Annotated in this window: 15 protein-coding genes; 7 read left to right on the forward strand and 8 right to left on the reverse strand. The window is 49.2% G+C overall.

The genetic code is table 11. From position 1 onward, the window contains the following. The first annotated feature begins 37 nt into the window (after window positions 1-37). A complete protein-coding gene (gene secA, locus C9I89_RS12535) occupies window positions 38-2,764 on the forward strand; it encodes a preprotein translocase subunit SecA (protein WP_107283694.1) in 2,727 nt (908 codons plus the stop codon). Between the two features lie 173 nt (window positions 2,765-2,937). After that, the gene (gene mutT / locus C9I89_RS12540; RefSeq protein WP_107283695.1) at window positions 2,938-3,336 is read left to right on the forward strand and encodes an 8-oxo-dGTP diphosphatase MutT; all 399 of its coding nucleotides are present in this window, start codon (window positions 2,938-2,940) and stop codon (window positions 3,334-3,336) included. A 111-nt stretch (window positions 3,337-3,447) separates the two neighbouring features. On the opposite strand, the gene yacG is transcribed toward mutT, so the two are convergent. The 8 genes from yacG to nadC form a co-directional block, all read right to left on the reverse strand. Then, window positions 3,448-3,633 carry a DNA gyrase inhibitor YacG gene (gene yacG / locus C9I89_RS12545; RefSeq protein ID WP_107283696.1) on the reverse strand — a complete coding sequence of 62 codons (186 nt, stop codon included), beginning with the start codon at window positions 3,631-3,633 and terminating at the stop codon, window positions 3,448-3,450. Window positions 3,634-3,663: 30 nt separating this feature from the next. Then, entirely contained in the window at window positions 3,664-4,401 is a 738-nt protein-coding gene (gene zapD, locus C9I89_RS12550; protein WP_107283697.1) for a cell division protein ZapD, read from the reverse strand. Window positions 4,402-4,466: 65 nt separating this feature from the next. Beyond that, window positions 4,467-5,072 carry a dephospho-CoA kinase gene (gene coaE / locus C9I89_RS12555; protein ID WP_107283698.1) on the reverse strand — a complete coding sequence of 202 codons (606 nt, stop codon included), beginning with the start codon at window positions 5,070-5,072 and terminating at the stop codon, window positions 4,467-4,469. Further along, complete coding sequence (locus tag C9I89_RS12560) at window positions 5,069-5,947, reverse strand: prepilin peptidase (protein ID WP_107283699.1); 879 nt, start codon at window positions 5,945-5,947, stop codon at window positions 5,069-5,071. Before C9I89_RS12560 ends, coaE begins: the two co-directional genes overlap by 4 nt. 221 nt (window positions 5,948-6,168) lie before the next feature. Further along, on the reverse strand, window positions 6,169-7,389 hold the full coding sequence (locus C9I89_RS12565) for a type II secretion system F family protein (RefSeq protein WP_107283700.1): 1,221 nt from the start codon (window positions 7,387-7,389) through the stop codon (window positions 6,169-6,171). A gap of 58 nt (window positions 7,390-7,447) precedes the next feature. Continuing rightward, on the reverse strand, window positions 7,448-9,133 hold the full coding sequence (gene pilB, locus C9I89_RS12570) for a type IV-A pilus assembly ATPase PilB (RefSeq protein ID WP_107283701.1): 1,686 nt from the start codon (window positions 9,131-9,133) through the stop codon (window positions 7,448-7,450). Between the two features lie 3 nt (window positions 9,134-9,136). Then, the gene (locus C9I89_RS12575; RefSeq protein WP_107283702.1) at window positions 9,137-9,634 is read right to left on the reverse strand and encodes a pilin; all 498 of its coding nucleotides are present in this window, start codon (window positions 9,632-9,634) and stop codon (window positions 9,137-9,139) included. 353 nt (window positions 9,635-9,987) lie between these two features. Next, a complete protein-coding gene (gene nadC, locus C9I89_RS12580) occupies window positions 9,988-10,875 on the reverse strand; it encodes a carboxylating nicotinate-nucleotide diphosphorylase (protein WP_107283813.1) in 888 nt (295 codons plus the stop codon). A gap of 379 nt (window positions 10,876-11,254) precedes the next feature. On the opposite strand from nadC, the gene ampD reads away from it, so the two are divergent. The 5 genes from ampD to lpdA all read left to right on the forward strand — a co-directional run bounded on the left by ampD (window position 11,255) and on the right by lpdA (window position 18,979). Then, window positions 11,255-11,812 carry a 1,6-anhydro-N-acetylmuramyl-L-alanine amidase AmpD gene (gene ampD, locus C9I89_RS12585; RefSeq protein WP_107283703.1) on the forward strand — a complete coding sequence of 186 codons (558 nt, stop codon included), beginning with the start codon at window positions 11,255-11,257 and terminating at the stop codon, window positions 11,810-11,812. Between the two features lie 298 nt (window positions 11,813-12,110). Beyond that, window positions 12,111-12,884, forward strand: coding sequence for a pyruvate dehydrogenase complex transcriptional repressor PdhR (pdhR, locus tag C9I89_RS12590; protein WP_107283704.1), 774 nt, complete (start codon window positions 12,111-12,113; stop codon window positions 12,882-12,884). 138 nt (window positions 12,885-13,022) lie between these two features. Next, a complete protein-coding gene (gene aceE, locus C9I89_RS12595) occupies window positions 13,023-15,701 on the forward strand; it encodes a pyruvate dehydrogenase (acetyl-transferring), homodimeric type (RefSeq protein ID WP_107283705.1) in 2,679 nt (892 codons plus the stop codon). A 13-nt stretch (window positions 15,702-15,714) separates the two neighbouring features. Further along, window positions 15,715-17,298 (forward strand): pyruvate dehydrogenase complex dihydrolipoyllysine-residue acetyltransferase, encoded by a 1,584-nt coding sequence (gene aceF / locus C9I89_RS12600; RefSeq protein WP_107283706.1) that lies wholly within the window; start codon window positions 15,715-15,717, stop codon window positions 17,296-17,298. Window positions 17,299-17,536: 238 nt separating this feature from the next. Further along, window positions 17,537-18,979, forward strand: a complete 1,443-nt coding sequence (lpdA, locus tag C9I89_RS12605; RefSeq protein ID WP_107283707.1) for a dihydrolipoyl dehydrogenase — start codon at window positions 17,537-17,539, stop codon at window positions 18,977-18,979. The last annotated feature ends 5 nt before the right edge of the window (window positions 18,980-18,984 follow it).

The following is an 18,984-nucleotide window of genomic DNA, read 5'->3' on the forward strand; positions in this document are numbered from 1 at the left end:
ATTGTGAGCTGAAATAACAAAGAGAAACGGCATCGTCATGTTATCAAAACTACTGACTAAAGTTATCGGTAGCCGTAACGACCGCACCCTGCGTCGTTTGCGCAAAGTTGTTGATGAAATCAACAAATTAGAACCTCAATTTGAAAACCTTCAGGATGAAGAGCTGAAAGCAAAAACAGCCGAATTTCGTGAGCGTTTAGATCAGGGTGAAACACTGGATCAGCTTCTTCCTGAAGCATTTGCAACAGTTCGTGAAGCATCAAATCGTGTGTTTGGCATGCGTCACTTCGACGTTCAGCTGCTTGGCGGTATGGTACTGAATGATTGCCAGATTGCAGAGATGCGTACCGGTGAAGGTAAAACACTGACCGCAACCTTGCCTGCCTATCTGAATGCGCTGACAGGAAAAGGCGTTCACATTGTTACCGTGAATGACTATCTGGCTACGCGTGATGCTGAAACAAACCGTCCGCTATTTGAATTCCTCGGTATGACCGTTGGTGTCAACGTACCCAACATGCCGCCGCAAGCGAAAAAAGAAGCTTACGCCGCCGATGTACTTTACGGTACCAATAACGAATTTGGTTTTGATTACCTGCGCGATAACATGGCGTTCCGTCCGGAAGATCGTGTTCAGCGTGAACGCTTCTTTGCTGTTGTCGATGAAGTCGATTCCATTCTTATCGATGAAGCCCGTACTCCGCTGATCATCTCCGGTCCTGCCGAAGATAGTTCAGAGCTTTATACCAAGATTAATAAGCTTATTCCCCAGCTGGTCAGGCAAGATCAGGAAGACAGCGAAGAGTACCGAGGCGAAGGTCACTACACTGTTGACGAGAAATCCAAGCAGGCGCACCTGACTGAAAACGGTCAGGAGTTCGTGGAAGAATTACTGAAGCAGAACGGAATGATGGCAGTGGATGATACCTTGTATTCTCCTTCTAATATCAGCCTGTTGCATCATGTGAATGCAGCATTGCGTGCCCATGTTCTGTTTGAACGCGATGTTGATTATATCGTTAAAGATGACGAAGTGATCATTGTCGATGAGCACACGGGGCGTACTATGCCCGGTCGTCGCTGGTCTGAAGGTCTTCACCAGGCTGTTGAGGCCAAAGAAGGTGTGAAGATCCAGAACGAAAACCAGACGCTGGCATCAATTACCTTCCAGAACTATTTCCGTCTGTACAGCAAACTATCGGGTATGACAGGTACCGCTGATACAGAAGCGTTTGAATTCCAGTCTATCTACGGTCTGGAAACAGTCGTTCTGCCGACGAACAAACCAATGATCCGTGATGATATGGGTGATTTGGTTTACATGACCGAGGCCGAAAAATTTACGGCAATTTGCGAAGATATTAAAGAGCGTGTAGCCAAAGGCCAACCGGTCTTGGTGGGCACCGTTTCGATTGAAAAATCTGAGTTGCTGTCTAATGCATTGAAAAAACAAGGTATTAAGCATCAGGTTCTGAACGCGAAATTCCACGAAAAAGAAGCCGACATTGTTGCTCAGGCGGGGCAGACTGGTTCCGTAACCATCGCGACCAATATGGCCGGTCGTGGTACGGATATCGTGTTAGGTGGCAGCTGGCAGAATGAAATTGCCAAGTTGGAAGCACCAACGGATGCCCAAATCGAACAGATTAAAGCGAAGTGGAAAGAAGATCATGCAGCTGTTCTTGCTGCGGGCGGCTTGCATATTATCGGTACCGAGCGTCATGAATCTCGCCGTATCGATAACCAGTTGCGTGGCCGTTCTGGTCGTCAGGGTGATGCCGGTTCTTCTCGTTTCTACCTATCGATGGAAGATGGCCTGATGCGTATCTTTGCGTCAGATCGTGTTTCTAACATGATGAAAAAATTAGGGATGGAAGAAGGCGAAGCGATTGAACACCCTTGGGTAACAAAAGCGATTGAAAATGCCCAGCGTAAGGTTGAAGGCCGTAACTTCGATATCCGTAAGCAATTGCTGGAATTCGATGATGTGGCGAACGATCAGCGAAAGGTCGTTTACGAATTACGTGATGAACTGATGAATGCTGACGATATCAGCGAGATGATCGGACATAACCGCGAAGATGTTCTGCTTGCTATAATTGACAGCTATATTCCGCCGCAGTCGCTGGAAGAAATGTGGGATGTGAAAGGGCTGGAAGATCGCCTGAAAGCCGATTTCGATCTGGATCTGCCGATTCAGGAATGGCTGGATACGGAAGATAAGCTTTACGAAGAAGCTCTGCGTGAACGTATTGTTGAGCAAGCGGTTTCCATTTACCAGCAGAAAGAGGATGTGGTCGGCGCCGAAGTGCTGCGTAACTTTGAAAAGACGGTTATGCTGCAAAATCTGGATATGCTTTGGAAAGAGCACCTTGCTGCGATGGATCACCTGCGCCAGGGGATCCACCTGCGCGGTTATGCCCAGAAGAATCCAAAACAAGAGTACAAGCGCGAATCGTTTGAACTGTTTGAGGAGATGCTGGAAAGCCTAAAATCTGATGTGATCGCAATCCTGAGCAAAGTGCGTGTACAGCAGCAGGAAGAAGTTGATCGGATGGAAGCAGAACGCCGTCAGCAAGCGGAAGAGCTGGCTCGCCGTCAGCAGTATCAGCATCAGAATGCCGATAGCCAAATCGCAGGTGACAGTGATGAGCAAGCATCTGCAGGTACTTTCCAGCGTGATGAGCGTAAAGTGGGCCGCAACGAGCCTTGCCCATGTGGTTCCGGCAAGAAATACAAACAATGTCACGGTAAGATCAATTAATTGATCCGCCGAATCACGGTTTTATAGAGTAAAAAGGTCGCGCAAGCGGCCTTTTTGTTTATAGTAGATACGAGATACGAGATACGAGATACGAGATACGAGATATGAGTAACGAGAAGATGATTTTTCGATACTCGGCACTCGCTACTCGACACAGACAGTAGGTTATCAGTTTGGATAAAAAGCGCATTTGGATCTCGGCCGGGATCATTCTTAACCCTGACCATGATCAGGTGTTTATTACCCGACGTGCAGCAAAAGCACATCAGGGCGGTTTCTGGGAGTTTGCCGGCGGAAAAGTGGAAGTCGGCGAAACGGCGGAACAAGCGGTCATCCGTGAGCTGTTTGAAGAAGTGGGTATTAATGCCACGGAACTAGAACATTTTATGGCCCTGGAGCATGATTTTCCCGATAAGGCGCTCAAGTTCGACTTTTACCTGGTTAAAGCCTTTCATGGTGAGGCCTATGGTAAAGAAGGCCAGCCGGGGGAGTGGGTAAAGCTGGCAGACTTGACGCGCTATGCGTTCCCGGATGCCAATGATGCGGTGTTGGAAAAGTTGATGGGGATGTAAATTGGTCCTATGGTCCTATGGTCCTATGGTCCGGGTATTAGTACCATAGGTCCTCAGGACCGCTCTTCCCGCTTTTTCCAGGAACTAGGTTCTCGCCTCTCGGAACTGGATTTAATCCCCCATATCTTCCGACCAGATATCGGAATCAGACGTATCAGGCGCGCCTGGGATCGCTTTATCTTCTTCCGCCCATTCGCCGAGGTCAATCAGCTGGCAGCGCTTTGAGCAAAAAGGTCGAAACGGACTTGCCTCACTCCATTCCACGTCGGTTTTACAGGTGGGGCATTTAACGATCATAGGTTTCTTTGATTGTGACACAAGGCGACCTCAGCAGATGGCTAGTTGAAATTCAATATTATCCGCAATCGTCGCGCCTTCCTCAAATGGCAGGAAACGTATGGCAAAACGGCTACGATGTCCGGATATCATAGGGTATACCCCATAGCTAGGGCAAATATGCAGACGTAATAAATGTGCATTTTCTGCATCATGCTGGAAAAAACCACCACGTGCAATTTGCGGTTGGAGTTGTCCTGATTCACGGGTAAAACGGAGCCATAAATTGAGCGCGAAGGTCATTTCTGCCAGTTGTTTAAGCCAGTTAGCAATATCATTTTGCTTATGGGCTAAAGGTAAATGCAGCCAGTGGTGCAGTGCCGGAAGGTCAAAGCAGCAACTGCCGCCGGGAATCGAGAAGCGTTGTCTGATGCCACTTAAAAAGCGGTCATCACGTAAATCCTGCCCCAGGCGCGTCGCGGCTATTAATTTGTGGTGCGCCATATCCATATTATCAAGTAACTCTAAAAGCGCGGTCTGATCCACGCCCTCGGCATTTAACCAATTCTTTAACCGGGCTCTTTGCTTCTCAAGATCTTTAGCCAGCTCGGTTTTAAGCTGAACCTGATCAAGAATTTCCAGTAAGTCAAACAGTGCGCGGAAGAACACCTGATGCTGCCATTGGTCGCTCAGCTGGCTGGCATGGGTCATTTGGCGGATCAAAGACTCAAGGCGTAAGTAAATACGCACTCTTTCATTCAACGGATGTTCAAAACGGTTTGTCTGCATGAGTGCACCTTGAATTGAACCTCTTGCGAAGGCTCTGAATATATCGTTACTTAATGCCAGTGAAATTACGGATAAAGCCGGCTCATTTCGAGATATTGTTGATGTAATTTCGCCACTTTATTTTCAAGTACTGTGCTGTCACCATTATTACAAATGATGTCGTCTGCGGCAGCGTTCCTTTTTTCACGAGAGGCCTGAGCCGCCAGGATCTTTTTCACATGCTCAGGATCAACTTGGTCGCGCTGCTGGGTGCGGGCTACCTGTATCTCTTCATCCACATCCACCACTAACAGGCGGTGAGTCATGACTTGCAGGTTTTTTTCAACCATTAACGGCACCACCAGCAAGCAGTAAGGAGAGGTTGCCTTCTTTATCTCATCCTGCATTTTTTCCCGGATAAGAGGGTGTAGCAGGCTGTTCAGCCACTCTTTCAGCGGTTGTTGATTAAAAATGGCTTGTCTGAGCTTACTTCGGTCAAGGGTGCCATCGGCCAGCAAGATGTCAGCCCCCAGCTTGTTGATAATCGCCGTTAATCCGGGCGTTCCCGGCTCAACGACTTCCCTGGCAATAACATCAGCATCGATAACGTTTATCTCATATTTAGCAAATAAATCAGCGACAGTGGTTTTTCCACTGCCAATACCGCCCGTTAAGCCAACGACCATAGTCATAGCGACAGTCCTAAATATGAACCGAGGTACCAGTCAATGATCTGGCTCCCCCATAAAATGCCGACCCAGCCAGCCATCGCAAGATAAGGGCCAAATGAAAAAGGTGTCTGTGAATCTGATTTTTGCATACGCAACAAGATGATGCCACAGATTGCACCTACCAAGGAAGAGAGCAGGACCACAAAAGGCAGAGTCTGCCAGCCCAGCCAGGCTCCAAGCGCGGCTAATAGCTTAAAATCGCCATAGCCCATACCTTCCTTGCCCGTTAGCAACTTAAAGCACCAGTATAAGCTCCACAGGGATAGGTAACCGGCCATCGCCCCGATGATGGCGTCTGGTAGCGAGACCGGACTCCAGCCAAGCAAGGCAACAAAAATCCCGGCCCACATCAGCGGTAAGGTGATTTGATCGGGCAGTAACATTTTGTCGATATCAATAAAGGTCAGAGCAATCAGTGCAAAGCTGAAGAAAATAACGGCCAGAGCCCATGGTGAAGGCGGCAGCATGATGGCAATGGTGGCGGTCATGATTGCCGTTAATAGCTCAATGGCCGGATAGCGTGCACTGATTTTGGCCTGGCAGGCACTGCAGCGACCTTTAAGCAAGAGCCAGCTGATGACCGGGATGTTCTCCCATATGGTGATAGCATGCTGGCAGTGCGGGCAGCGGGAACGAGGCACACTGAGGTTAAACGGTGCCGTCGTTTCAGCATTCGCGCCAAATTCAGGGAAGCATTCAACACAATCAGCTTTCCATTGCCGCTCCATCATAACGGGTAAGCGGTAAATCACCACATTCAAGAAACTGCCAATCAACAGCCCGAAGATAGCGGCGGAGAGAGGAAATAACCAAGGGTAGTAAGTAAGCAGTTCCATGAAAACATCTCATATTAGTTGTTGCGGTTATTGTAGGGGATTAGAGGGGCAGATCCTAGAACCGAGATTCTAGTGATTAGGAAGAGCGGCCCTATGGCCCTAGGATCCTATGGAAAGAGCGGAAAAGCTTGACTCCCCGTCGAGGCTCAGGGAGTCTGCCTGACAGGACCCCAGGACCGCTTTACTCTAGGATCTCGAACCTCGAACCTCTTACCTCAAACTTACCCCATCACGCTCATTAAGGTGAAAATAGGCATATACATGGCGATCAGCAGGCCGCCGATCAGCCCGCCAAGAATAATAATAATCAGCGGTTCGAGAATTTTGCCCAGGTTGTCGACCGTGTTATCGACATCGTCCTCATAAAGCAGGGCCATTTTATTGAGCATATCATCCAGCGCCCCCGACTCTTCCCCAATCATGGTCATTTGCAGCATCAGCTCAGGAAAAACATTACACTGGCGTAACGATAAGTACAGCGGCATTCCAGCAGCCGTACTGGTATATGCTTCGTTAATCGCTTGTTGAATATGCAGGTTGCCGGTCGTTCTTCCGGCTGATTGCAGCCCGGTGAGCAGCGGAATACCGGCACTGAACGTGGTCGCTAAGGTTCGGGCAAAACGGGCAATAGTGGCTTTTAACAACACATTGCCGATAAGCGGTAATTTAAGGGTAAAACGATTGACTGAAAGTCTTAGGCGATAGAATTTTTTATAGCTGTAACGATAGAGCAATAAGAAAACCGTCATCGCAATGGCCAGATAGCCGCCGTAGTTAATCAGAAAATCCGATGCCTTAATCACCTGGCGGGTAAACCATGGCAGTTCGGCTCCGAAGCTGCTGAAGATACTGGCAAATTGCGGGATCACAAAGACCAGCATCATAATGGTGACCAATATGGCCGTAAAGGTCACCATGGCGGGGTAAATCATCGCCTTGATGACTTTCTTGCGGGTGGTTTCGTTTTTTTCCCGGTAAGTGGCAACCCGGGAAAAGACTTCGCCGAGGTGCCCCGTCTGTTCGCCTGTTTCTACCAGGTCACAAAAAAACGTATCAAACAGCGGCGAGCTGGTTTTTAATGCCTTCGACAGCGACGAGCCTGCTTCAACCTGGGTTGTCACCTGTGACAGCGCGGCCCGAACTTCCGATTTATGGTGGCTCTGTGAGATAAGCTTGAGCGATTGTACGACTGGCACGCCGGATTCAATCATGGTGGCCAGTTGACGGGTCGTGTCGGTGACATCTTTTGATGTCATCTGATTTCGCAATTTGCTGAGCGTTGACGGTTTGCGGCGTTTGATTTTTTTTACCTGGATCCGTTGTTCCGTTAGCTTGCTGCGAATTTCCTGTTCCTGAAAGCCAATAATGACGCCGGAGACTTTTCGTCCCGCCTGGTTGACGCCGCGCCAGTGATAATAGCGTAATTTATTGGCTGGTTTCATGACGGATCCTTATTAGTTTCGAGTTTTCTAGCTACTCGCTACTCAAAACTCAATACGATTAATAATGCAAAACACGTTGCAGCTCAGCCAGGCTGGTAATGCCATCGGTGAGCTTTTCAATCCCCGATTGCTGCAGGCGCTGCATGCCTTGTTGACAGGCGATTGCTTCCAGCTCCAAGGTACTTGCCCCTGCGACCAGGGCTTCGGCCAGTTCACGGCTAAAGGGCATCACTTCATAGATCCCGACCCGGCCTAGATAGCCTTTATTACAATCATCGCAGCCGTGTTCGCTGGCTTTGAAAATCACGCTGGTTAGCGGGATCGCAAGCTTATCCCGGCTGACTGGGTCAATATCGTGGATCTGCTTACAGTGCGGGCATAAGCGGCGAGCCAGGCGCTGGGCGATAATCAGGCTAAGCGAAGAGGCGAGATTAAAGTCTTCGATCCCCATGTTGGTGAGGCGGGTGACGGTCTCTGCCGCAGAATTGGTATGTAAGGTCGAAAGCACCAAGTGGCCGGTTTGGGCGGCTTTTACCGCAATGGCGGCGGTTTCCATGTCACGGATCTCGCCGACCATCACGATATCCGGATCCTGGCGTAAAAACGACCGCAGCGCTTCGGCAAAACCCAAGCCAACCTGGGTATTGATGTGAACCTGGTTAATGCCCGGCAGGTTGATTTCTACCGGATCTTCAGCCGTTGACACATTGCGCGCGTCGGTATTGAGGATCTTAAGCCCGGTGTAGAGGGAGACGGTTTTACCGCTTCCGGTCGGCCCGGTCATCAGGATCATCCCCTGCGGCTGCTCAAGTGCCGCCAGGTAATCCTGCTTTTGCTTGGCGTTATAACCGAGAAGATCAATATCCAGGCTGGCGCTGGAGCCGTCAAGAATTCGCAGGACGATCTTTTCGCCCCACAGTGTCGGCAGGCTGGAAACCCGCAGATCAACCGCGAGGGTAGGGGTTAATTTGAGTTTGATCCGGCCGTCCTGCGGCTGGCGGCGCTCGGCAATATTGAGCTTTGACATCACCTTTAAACGGGTCGATAAGCGCCGTGACAGCTGAGCAGGCGGGGTGGCATGCTGATGCAGGATACCGTCACAGCGAAAGCGGATCCGGTAGCTCTCCTCAAAAGGCTCAAAATGAATGTCTGAGGCTTTTTTCCGGACCGCTTCAAGCAGTACCTGGTTGATATACCGGGTAACCGGCGCGCTGTCCTGGCTTAGATCGGTGGTGTCGTCAATTTCACTGTCGCTGATATCAACCAGATCGTCCAGATCCTGATCGCTGACATCTCGCCGGTGCTGGGTTTCACCAATGTCGCTGCCGTAAATCCGCCGGATGGCACTTTCAAGCTGTTTATTTTCCAGCAGCAGCGGCTCGATGTTTTTGCCGGTGGCAAAGCGAAACTCATCCTGGGCATCAATATAGGTGGGGTCGCTGATCCCCAGCAACAGGGTCGATTCGGTCAGCCCTAGCGGCAATACTTTGTGGCGCAGTATCAGCTCGCGCTGGTTGAGCGTTTTACAGCACCCGGTGTAATCGTACTGGTGGACATCGACCCGCTCGAGGGCAAAAATAGACTCAAGGTGGCGCGCCAGTTCGCCGTCGTTGAAAACGGCCAGAGACACCAAGGCAGAAGGTACGCTAGTGCCTTCTGCCCGGACAAAGTCCACCACTTGCTGCGCCTGCACCGGGCTGATCAAGTCAGCCTGATGCAGGATGGACGCGAGGTTGGTTTGCATCTACTAGCTCTTAGGACAGAAGTCCGTATGATCATCACCGGTACAAGTAACGCCCCAGACAACGCCGTTCTTACTTGCTGTTGGAGTAACAAGCACTACAGCATTTTTGGGTAATGAACCTTTGGTTTTTCCCGATGGTACATTGGCATACACCTTACCTGATGAAACTGATATTTCACCTTTATCAGAAACGGCAGCCTTTACGTCTGATGCAATTTCAAATGCGTCACCATTGTTTTTTTCAAACGTTTGTTTACCTGGAACACCATTTTTGCCGCTTGAACAGTCAATGGTACTGGCACTTCCTGATATATCGATGTTGCCATTAAGTAAACAAATACCAACCGACGTTTTCATTGCCGCTGTTGCATTTAACATTTCCGAGGCATGTGTACGTTTGGTGTAGTTTTGATAAGCGGGCATCGCGAAGGCTGACAGTGTGCCGATAATTGCCACTACGATCATCAGTTCAATCAAGGTAAAACCCTGTTGTTTTTTCATTTTTGTATCCTTTGAAAATTGCCGTCAGGCATTAGTAATTGTCCAGTGAGAATAAAGTTATAGCCAATTGGTTGAGTGCTAAACATGGAAGGAACAGTTGCTCGGCGCAGTTTGAAATATAACGCAATAGGTTGCACTTGTTGCATATGGCGGGGGGACGGAAAGCTTGTTTTCAAAGGACTGAGTGGTAAGCTTAAGTCTTTAATATATAATGATAAAGTTAAAGATAGATACGTGGAATGAATGGAAGGTAGAAAGTAAAAAGGAGAGCTTATTGCTCTCCTTTTAATTTACTGGTAATCAAATCGCTTTCCTAGAACCTAGAACCTAGATCCTAGAATCTCGGATCTTTATCACTTAAACCTCATCGACAGATCCATCGCCTTGAGGTGCTTGGTCAGCGCCCCGACCGAAATGTAATCGACGCCGGTTTCGGCAAATTCACGGATCGTCTCTAAGGTCACGTTGCCGGAATTTTCTAACGCAGCGCGGCCCTGGTTGATTTCAACCGCTTTGCGCATCATCTCGGTGGTGAAGTTATCCAGCATGATGATATCGGCACCGGCATCAATCGCCTGTTGCAGCTCGTCCAGACTTTCCGTTTCGATTTCCACCGGCTTGTCAGGGTTGAGCCTTTTTGCAGCCTCAACGGCTTGGGCAATGCCGCCGCAGGCGATGATGTGGTTTTCTTTGAGCAGATACGCATCAAACACCCCGATACGGTGGTTATAGCCGCCGCCGCAGGTGACCGCATATTTCAGTGCACTGCGCAGGCCCGGAATGGTTTTACGGGTATCAAGCAGACGGGTATGGGTACCTTCGAGTTGCTTGGCATACTGGGCAACAACGGTGGCGCAGCCAGACAGGGTCTGGATGAAGTTCATTGCATTGCGTTCACCGGTCAGCAAAATACGCGACGGGCCGGTCAGGGTGCAGAGTGTCTGGTTTGGCTCTACGGTATCGCCATCTTGCACATGCCATTCGATAGAAACTTCGCCGCCCAACTGCTTGAAGACTTCATCAGCCCATAGCTGACCACAGAACACGCCGTGTTCTCGGGTAATAATGGTCGCAACATTCTGGCTTTCTGCCGGGATCAGGCTGGCGGTAATATCCAGATCAGGATTGATCGTACCGCCCAGATCTTCACGCAGGGTATCAGCGACCGCACGGCTGATCTCTCGGGGTAATTGTTGTATTAAGTAGTTTAAGCGCGCTTGGCTGTCGTGCTTTCTTTCCATCTTAGTCATGGCGAATCCGTAGCAATAGGTTGAGCTGCTAATGAACAGGAAAAGCAGGTAGAATTTTCCCGGATTTTGATAACGCTGATCATACCTTGAGATGCCGCGAGATGCGAGAACCTAGGACCGAGGAAAAGCAAGAAAGAGCGGTTTTTAAGAGCGGTCCTATGGCCCTGAGAACCTATGAAAAAGAGACGAGTTGAGCGTAACGAGTATCGAGAAAGAGCAAAAGCTTGACATGACGAAGTGATTTTTGAACTCTGTCCCCAGGTCCCAGAAGTAGAAACGAGGGCGCTGCGCTTTGATAAGCGTGATTTGTCTTCTCGGATCTTTTCACTCGATACTCGCTTCTAGGATCTTAACCCCACAGGATTAACAAATGTTAACAATAAATAATAACCACTGGCTCGAAGGCGTCAAACACGTGCCTTCCCCGTTTTATGACCAACGCCCGGATGGCCAGGATATTTCGTTGCTGGTGGTGCATAACATCAGTTTGCCGCCGGGTCAGTTTGGCGGTCCTTATATCGAGCAACTCTTTACCGGGCAGTTGAACCCGACTGAACATCCCTATTTCGAGGTAATTTCCGGATTTCGTGTGTCAGCACACTGCTTAATTAGACGAAATGGCGGTATTATTCAGTTCGTACCGTTTGATTGTCGCGCCTGGCATGCCGGCGTTTCACGCTTTGCCGAGCGAGACAAATGTAATGATTTTTCTATTGGTATAGAACTGGAAGGAACGGACACCCTCCCTTATACCCAGGCTCAGTATGACACCTTAACAGGGCTTAGCCGGGTTATCATGGCACATTATCCCCACATTAACTCTTCCCGGATCACCGGGCATGAGTTTATTGCGCCTGGCCGCAAAACCGATCCCGGTCTGGCTTTTGACTGGCGACTGTTTAAAACCGCGCTGCTCAATGTTTGTTAGTGCCAGATGAGAACATCGTTGCTAAGAAATTGGTTTGACCATTGATACTTTTCTTCTCCCTATCTACCCTTCCCCTTGTTGCTCCCCGTGAACCACATTGTTTTAATAAGTTGTCATAAATTGACGTTTTTGTTAAATCACCCGCGATTCTATGATTTCCATCAAGTTGTGGGTGGACATCCTCAATTATTTCTGTAAACTTTCTTTCCATTGTTAAATTGGTAAGACCAATTGTCCGCACTTAGTCACATAGTGGATTTGTCTGAAACGATATAAGTACAAGAAGCATAAATAAAAAATGACTTATAAACGGATTCGCCAACCTAAGCTCTCCGATGCTATCGAGCAGGAGATTGAGCGTCTGATCCTCGAGGGCACCTTGTCCCCGGGCCAGCAGTTGCCTCCAGAGCGTGAGCTGGCTAAGCAATTCGATGTTTCACGTCCCTCTGTGCGAGAAGCTATCCAGCGACTTGAAGCTAAAAAACTGTTAACTCGTCGCCAGGGCGGAGGAACGTTTGTGACAGAGAAGCTATGGCAGAGCTTTTCTGAGCCTTTGTTGGATTTGATTGCGGCTCACCCGGAAACACAACTGGACTTACTTGAAGCCCGCCATGCCCTTGAAGGGCTTGCTGCTTATTACGCAGCACTGCGAGGCAACGAAGAAGATTTTACTCGTATCCGTGACTGCCATGTACGGATACAAGAGGCTCAGCAACAAGGCGATTTAAAAGCGGAAGCATCAGCGGTTATGCAGTACCTGATTGCGGTGACAGAATCCGCTCATAACGTGGTACTGCTTCATATCATTCGCAGCCTTGCCCCATTGCTAGAGCAAAACGTATTACAAAACTTTGAGCTTTTGAACCGCCGCCAAGAGGTGGTGGGAAAAGTGAGAAAGCATCGAGCCGATATTGTGCAGGCGATTGTTTCTGGTCAGCCAGAACAGGCGCGAGAAGCGTCGCATGCACATTTGGCTTACATCGAGGAGACCTTGTTGGATTTATCGCGTGAAGAGAGCAGGCGTGAACGCTCTCTTCGTCGGATTCAACAGCGCAAGGACGGGCTGGATTAATACCTTCATAACAATAACGTAAGGTATTGGGCAGTCGCGACAAGATTCCAGTCGTCATAATTATCTGTTCTTAATAGTTCAGATACCTATGACGATTGGTATTAAGTTTTGTAGATTATCAACGAAAGGATAGATCGCATGTCTGAAGTCATGAAAAATGACGTTGACGTACTTGAGACTCAAGAGTGGTTAGAAGCTCTGGAATCAGTCGTTCGTGAAGAAGGTGTAGAGCGTGCACAGTTCCTGCTTGAGCAAGTTCTGGATAAAGCGCGTTTAGACGGTGTAGATATGCCAACAGGCATCACTACTAACTACATCAATACGATTCCATCAGCACAAGAGCCAGCGTATCCTGGTGATACCACTCTTGAGCGTCGTATTCGTTCCATTATCCGCTGGAACGCAATCATGATCGTACTACGTGCTTCTAAGAAAGATTTAGACTTGGGTGGCCACATGGCTTCTTACCAGTCAGCTTCTGCCTTCTACGAAGTATGCTTCAACCATTTCTTCCGTGCACCAAACGAAGTTGATGGCGGTGACTTGGTATATTACCAGGGCCACATCTCTCCGGGGATCTATTCTCGTGCATTTGTTGAAGGTCGCCTGACTGAAGATCAGCTAGACAACTTCCGCCAGGAAGTTGATGGCAAAGGTATTCCTTCATACCCGCACCCTAAACTAATGCCTGAGTTCTGGCAGTTCCCGACTGTTTCTATGGGGCTGGGCCCAATCTCTGCTATCTATCAAGCACGCTTCCTTAAGTATCTGGATGGTCGTGGTCTTAAAAATACATCAGCTCAGCGCGTGTACGCGTTCCTGGGTGATGGTGAGATGGATGAGCCAGAATCACGCGGAGCGATCTCTTTCGCTGCCCGTGAAAAGCTAGACAACCTATGCTTCCTGATCAACTGTAACCTACAGCGTCTTGACGGCCCTGTTATGGGTAACGGTAAGATCATTCAAGAGCTGGAAGGCCTGTTCAAAGGTGCCGGCTGGAATGTGGTTAAAGTGGTTTGGGGCAACAACTGGGATGCGCTACTAGCGAAAGACACTACCGGTAAGCTTCTTCAGCTAATGAACGAAACTATCGATGGCGACTACCAGACATTTAAAGCGAAAGATGGCGCTTACGTACGTGAGCACTTCTTTGGTAAGTACCCAGAAACAGCGGCACTGGTTGCTGATATGACTGATGACGAAATCTTCGCGCTTAAGCGTGGTGGTCACGAGTCTTCTAAGCTGTTTGCTGCGTTCAGCAATGCAAAAGAAACGGCTGGTCGTCCAACGGTAATCCTGGCTAAAACAGTTAAAGGTTACGGCATGGGTGATGCGGCAGAAGGCAAGAACATCGCTCACGGTGTGAAGAAAATGGACATGACCCATGTTCAATACCTGCGCGATCGTCTTGGCCTGCAAGACCTTGTATCTGAAGAGGAAATGAAGAGCCTTCCATACCTGAAACTGGAAGAAGGTTCTGCAGAGTACAACTACCTGCACGCACGCCGTAACGCACTGCACGGTTACACGCCAAAGCGCCTGCCTAAGTTCACTGAAGAGCTGGCTATCCCGGAAGTTGAAGAGTTCAAGCCTCTGCTTGACGCGCAAAAGCGTGACATCTCTACCACGATGGCATTTGTTCGTACGCTGAACATTCTGCTTAAAAACAAAGGCATTGGTAAGAACATCGTTCCTATCATCGCCGATGAAGCACGTACCTTCGGTATGGAAGGTCTGTTCCGTCAAATCGGTATCTACAACCCGCACGGTCAGGAATATACTCCTGAAGACCGTGGTGTTGTTTCTTACTATAAAGAAGCAACGTCTGGTCAGGTACTGCAAGAAGGTATCAATGAACTGGGTGCAATGTCTTCATGGGTTGCTGCTGCAACGTCATACAGCACCAATGATCTGCCGATGATCCCGTTCTACATCTACTACTCTATGTTCGGTTTCCAACGTGTTGGCGACATGGCATGGATGGCAGGTGACCAACAAGCACGTGGTTTCCTACTGGGAGCAACGGCTGGCCGTACGACCCTAAACGGTGAAGGTCTGCAGCACGAAGATGGTCACAGCCACATTCAGGCGAACACAGTTCCTAACTGTATCTCTTACGATCCAACATTTGCGTACGAGCTTGCAGTTATCATGCAAGACGGTATCCGTCGTATGTACGGTGAGAACCAAGAGAACGTGTTCTACTACCTGACGCTTATGAATGAAAACTACGCAATGCCAGCAATGCCGGAAGGTGCTGAAGAAGGCATTCGTAAAGGTATCTACAAGCTAGAATCTTACGCAGGTTCTGAGTCAGCAAAAGCGCCTAAGGTTCAGCTGATGAGCTCCGGTACTATCATGAATGAAGTACGTAAAGCCGCTCAGATCCTGAGCGAGGATTACGGCGTAGCATCAGACGTTTATTCGGTTACTTCTTTCAACGAGCTAACTCGTGAAGGGCAGGACGCAGAGCGTTTCAATATGCTGCACCCGGAAGCTGAGCAGAAAGTCCCTTACATCACATCAGTAATGGGCAGTGAACCTGCAATCGCTGCAACGGACTACATGAAGAACTATGCAGAGCAAGTTCGAGCATTCATGCCGTCTGAATCTTTCAAAGTACTTGGTACTGATGGTTTCGGTCGTTCTGACAGCCGTGAAAACCTACGTCGTCACTTCGAAGTTAACGCAGGCTACGTAGTTGTTGCCGCACTGACTGAACTGGCTAAACGTGGTGATATCGAGAAATCTGTCGTTGCACAGGCAATTGCGAAATTCGATATCGACGCTGACAAGACGAACCCGCTATACGCGTAAGAGGCAATAAAACATGGCAATCGAAATTAATGTACCTGACATTGGTGCAGACGAGGTTGAAGTCACTGAGATCCTGGTTAGCGTTGGCGACAAGGTTGAAGAAGAGCAATCTCTGATCACGGTAGAAGGCGACAAGGCCTCTATGGAAGTACCGGCTTCTCAGGCGGGTATCGTTAAAGAAATCAAAATCGCAGAAGGCGACACGGTTTCTACCGGTTCTTTAATCATGATCTTTGAAGCAGAAGGCGCAGCAGCTGCGCCAGTACCTGCAGTTGAAGCGGCGGCACCTGCTGCACCTGCTGCGGCTGAGCTGAAAGAAGTTCACGTACCGGATATCGGCGGTGACGAAGTCGAAGTGACTGAAATCATGGTGGCTATCGGTGACAGCATCGAAGAAGAGCAGTCTCTTCTTACTGTTGAAGGCGACAAAGCATCAATGGAAGTACCTGCACCGTTTGCTGGGGTACTGAAAGAAATCAAAATTGCAGTTGGCGATAAAGTATCAACGGGCTCTTTGGTAATGATCTTTGAAGTGGCAGGCGCCGCGCCTGCACCAGTTGCAGCGGCGCCTGTTGCTCAAGCAGCCGCACCGGCACCAGCACCTCAAGCGGCACCAGACGCTCCGGCTGCTCCGGCTGCAACGGGCGACTTCCAGGAAAACAACGAGTATGCGCACGCATCGCCAGTTGTTCGCCGTATTGCTCGCGAGTTCGGTGTTAACCTGTCTAAGGTGAAAGGAACGGGCCGTAAGAGCCGTATTCAGAAAGAAGACGTACAGAACTACGTGAAAGAAGCGCTTAAGCGCCTTGAATCTGGTGCGGCGGCATCAGCTAAAGGTGGCGACGGTTCTGCACTGGGTCTGCTACCTTGGCCGAAAGTTGACTTCAGCAAGTTTGGTGACGTTGAGACTAAGCCTCTGTCTCGCATCAAGAAGATCTCTGGCGCTAACCTGCACCGTAACTGGGTAATGATCCCGCATGTTACCCAGTGGGATAACGCAGACATCACAGCGCTGGAAGCATTCCGTAAAGAGCAGAACGCAATTGAAGCGAAGAAAGACACAGGCATGAAGATCACGCCACTCGTGTTCATCATGAAAGCTGTTGCTAAAGCGCTTGAAGCATTCCCGTCCTTCAACTCTTCGCTTTCAGAAGACGGTGAAAGCCTGATCCTGAAGCAGTATGTGAATGTGGGTATCGCGGTTGATACGCCAAACGGCCTGGTTGTTCCTGTATTCAAAGACGTGAACAAGAAAGGTATCTACGAGCTGTCTGAAGAGCTAATGGCGGTTTCTAAGAAAGCACGTGCTGGTAAGCTGACGGCTGCAGACATGCAGGGAGGCTGTTTCACTATCTCTAGCCTTGGTGGCCTGGGCGGTACTGCATTTACTCCAATCGTAAATGCACCGGAAGTCGGTATCCTTGGGGTATCTAAGTCTGAAATGAAACCAGTATGGAACGGCAAGGATTTCGAACCTCGCCTGATGCTTCCTCTGTCACTGTCTTACGATCACCGCGTGATCGACGGTGCCGAAGGTGCGCGTTTCATTACTTACCTCAACGGTTGTCTGTCGGATATTCGTCGTCTGGTTCTCTAATTATTTTTTAATTAGGATCAGGCTTCTGTCACCGACAAGACAGCAACCGTAAGGTTATTACCGCCCAATTTCGGTATCAGTGGAAAAACTGATACCGGAATTGTTGTATAGCTCACAGGCTCTGTGATTTTATTTTTCACTCTGTTAACACCTCTGTAAAATGTTATACGGCTGAAAACCAATAAAATCGAATATCTTTACAAGCCTGTCAGGGATAAAAGACTACAACGAGGTCAAGATGAGCAAAGAAATCAAAGCCCAGGTCGTGGTACTTGGTGCCGGTCCTGCCGGTTACTCCGCAGCATTCCGTTGTGCTGACTTGGGTCTGGAAACAGTACTCATCGAACGCTACAACACCCTAGGTGGTGTTTGCTTGAACGTGGGTTGTATCCCATCGAAAGCACTACTGCACGTAGCTAAAGTTATTGAAGAAGCCAAAGCGCTGGCCGACCACGGTATCGTTTTTGGCGAACCTCAAACTGATATTTCTAAGATCCGTTTGTGGAAAGAAAAAGTTGTAAATCAGTTGACTGGCGGTCTTGGCGGCATGGCTAAGATGCGTAAAGTGACGGTTGTTAATGGTTTTGGTAAATTTACCGGCCCTAACTCGATTGTTGTTACAAACAACAGCGGTGAAGGCGAAGAAACAACAACAGTGAACTTCGACAATGCGATTATTGCAGCGGGCTCCCGTCCGATTAAACTGCCATTTATCCCGCATGACGATCCACGTATCTGGGACTCGACCGATGCGCTGGAACTGAAAGAAGTGCCAGAGAAGCTGCTGGTCATGGGCGGCGGTATCATCGGCCTTGAAATGGGTACGGTTTACCACGCTCTGGGTTCTCAGATCGACGTTGTTGAAATGTTCGATCAGGTGATCCCTGCGGCAGATAAAGATATCGTCAAAGTTTACACCAAGCGAGTGAAGAACAAGTTCAACCTGATGCTGGAAACGAAAGTGACCGCGGTTGAAGCAAAAGAAGACGGTATCTACGTATCAATGGAAGGCAAGAAAGCACCTGCTGAGCCGACCCGTTATGATGCGGTACTGGTTGCAATCGGCCGTGTTCCTAACGGTGCACTGCTTGATGCGGGCATTGCAGGCATTGATGTCGATGAGCGTGGTTTCATCAACGTTGATAAGCAGATGCGCACGAACGTTTCTCACATTCACGCGATTGGTGACATTGTCGGCCAGCCGATGCTTGCTCACAAAGGTGTGCATGAAGGTCACGTTGCGGCTGAAGTGATCTCGGGTAAGAAGCACTATTTCGATCCTAAAGTGATCCCTTCAATCGCTTATACTGAGCCGGAAGTTGCCTGGGTAGGTAAGACCGAGAAAGAAGCGAAAGCTGAGGGTATCAACTACGAAGCCGCAACTTTCCCTTGGGCGGCATCGGGTCGTGCAATCGCATCTGACTGTGCTGACGGTATGACGAAGCTTATCTTCGACAAAGACACTAACCGCGTTATCGGTGGTGCTATTGTCGGTACCAATGCCGGTGAGCTGCTTGGTGAAATCGGCCTGGCGATCGAGATGGGTTGTGATGCAGAAGATATTGCTCTGACGGTTCACGCTCACCCAACGCTTCACGAGTCAATCGGTATGGCGGCGGAGATCTACGAAGGTAGCATCACTGACTTACCGAATGCGAAAGCGAAGAAAAAGAAGAAGTAATTTTC

The organism is Photobacterium lipolyticum (assembly GCF_003026475.1).
GTDB classification, from domain to species: Bacteria; Pseudomonadota; Gammaproteobacteria; order Enterobacterales; family Vibrionaceae; genus Photobacterium; species Photobacterium lipolyticum.

What these genes read in the sequence shown, in the direction of transcription:
- C9I89_RS12560 (WP_107283699.1), bottom strand. Translation starts at nt 5,947, where the DNA reads ATGGAACTGCTTACTTACTACCCTTGGTTATTTCCTCTCTCCGCCGCT.
- yacG (WP_107283696.1), bottom strand. Translation starts at nt 3,633, where the DNA reads ATGATCGTTAAATGCCCCACCTGTAAAACCGACGTGGAATGGAGTGAG.
- ampD (WP_107283703.1), top strand. Translation starts at nt 11,255, where the DNA reads ATGTTAACAATAAATAATAACCACTGGCTCGAAGGCGTCAAACACGTG.
- pdhR (WP_107283704.1), top strand. Translation starts at nt 12,111, where the DNA reads ATGACTTATAAACGGATTCGCCAACCTAAGCTCTCCGATGCTATCGAG.
- C9I89_RS12565 (WP_107283700.1), bottom strand. Translation starts at nt 7,389, where the DNA reads ATGAAACCAGCCAATAAATTACGCTATTATCACTGGCGCGGCGTCAAC.
- aceF (WP_107283706.1), top strand. Translation starts at nt 15,715, where the DNA reads ATGGCAATCGAAATTAATGTACCTGACATTGGTGCAGACGAGGTTGAA.
- nadC (WP_107283813.1), bottom strand. Translation starts at nt 10,875, where the DNA reads ATGGAAAGAAAGCACGACAGCCAAGCGCGCTTAAACTACTTAATACAA.
- lpdA (WP_107283707.1), top strand. Translation starts at nt 17,537, where the DNA reads ATGAGCAAAGAAATCAAAGCCCAGGTCGTGGTACTTGGTGCCGGTCCT.
- pilB (WP_107283701.1), bottom strand. Translation starts at nt 9,133, where the DNA reads ATGCAAACCAACCTCGCGTCCATCCTGCATCAGGCTGACTTGATCAGC.
- C9I89_RS12575 (WP_107283702.1), bottom strand. Translation starts at nt 9,634, where the DNA reads ATGAAAAAACAACAGGGTTTTACCTTGATTGAACTGATGATCGTAGTG.
- secA (WP_107283694.1), top strand. Translation starts at nt 38, where the DNA reads ATGTTATCAAAACTACTGACTAAAGTTATCGGTAGCCGTAACGACCGC.
- zapD (WP_107283697.1), bottom strand. Translation starts at nt 4,401, where the DNA reads ATGCAGACAAACCGTTTTGAACATCCGTTGAATGAAAGAGTGCGTATT.
- aceE (WP_107283705.1), top strand. Translation starts at nt 13,023, where the DNA reads ATGTCTGAAGTCATGAAAAATGACGTTGACGTACTTGAGACTCAAGAG.
- coaE (WP_107283698.1), bottom strand. Translation starts at nt 5,072, where the DNA reads ATGACTATGGTCGTTGGCTTAACGGGCGGTATTGGCAGTGGAAAAACC.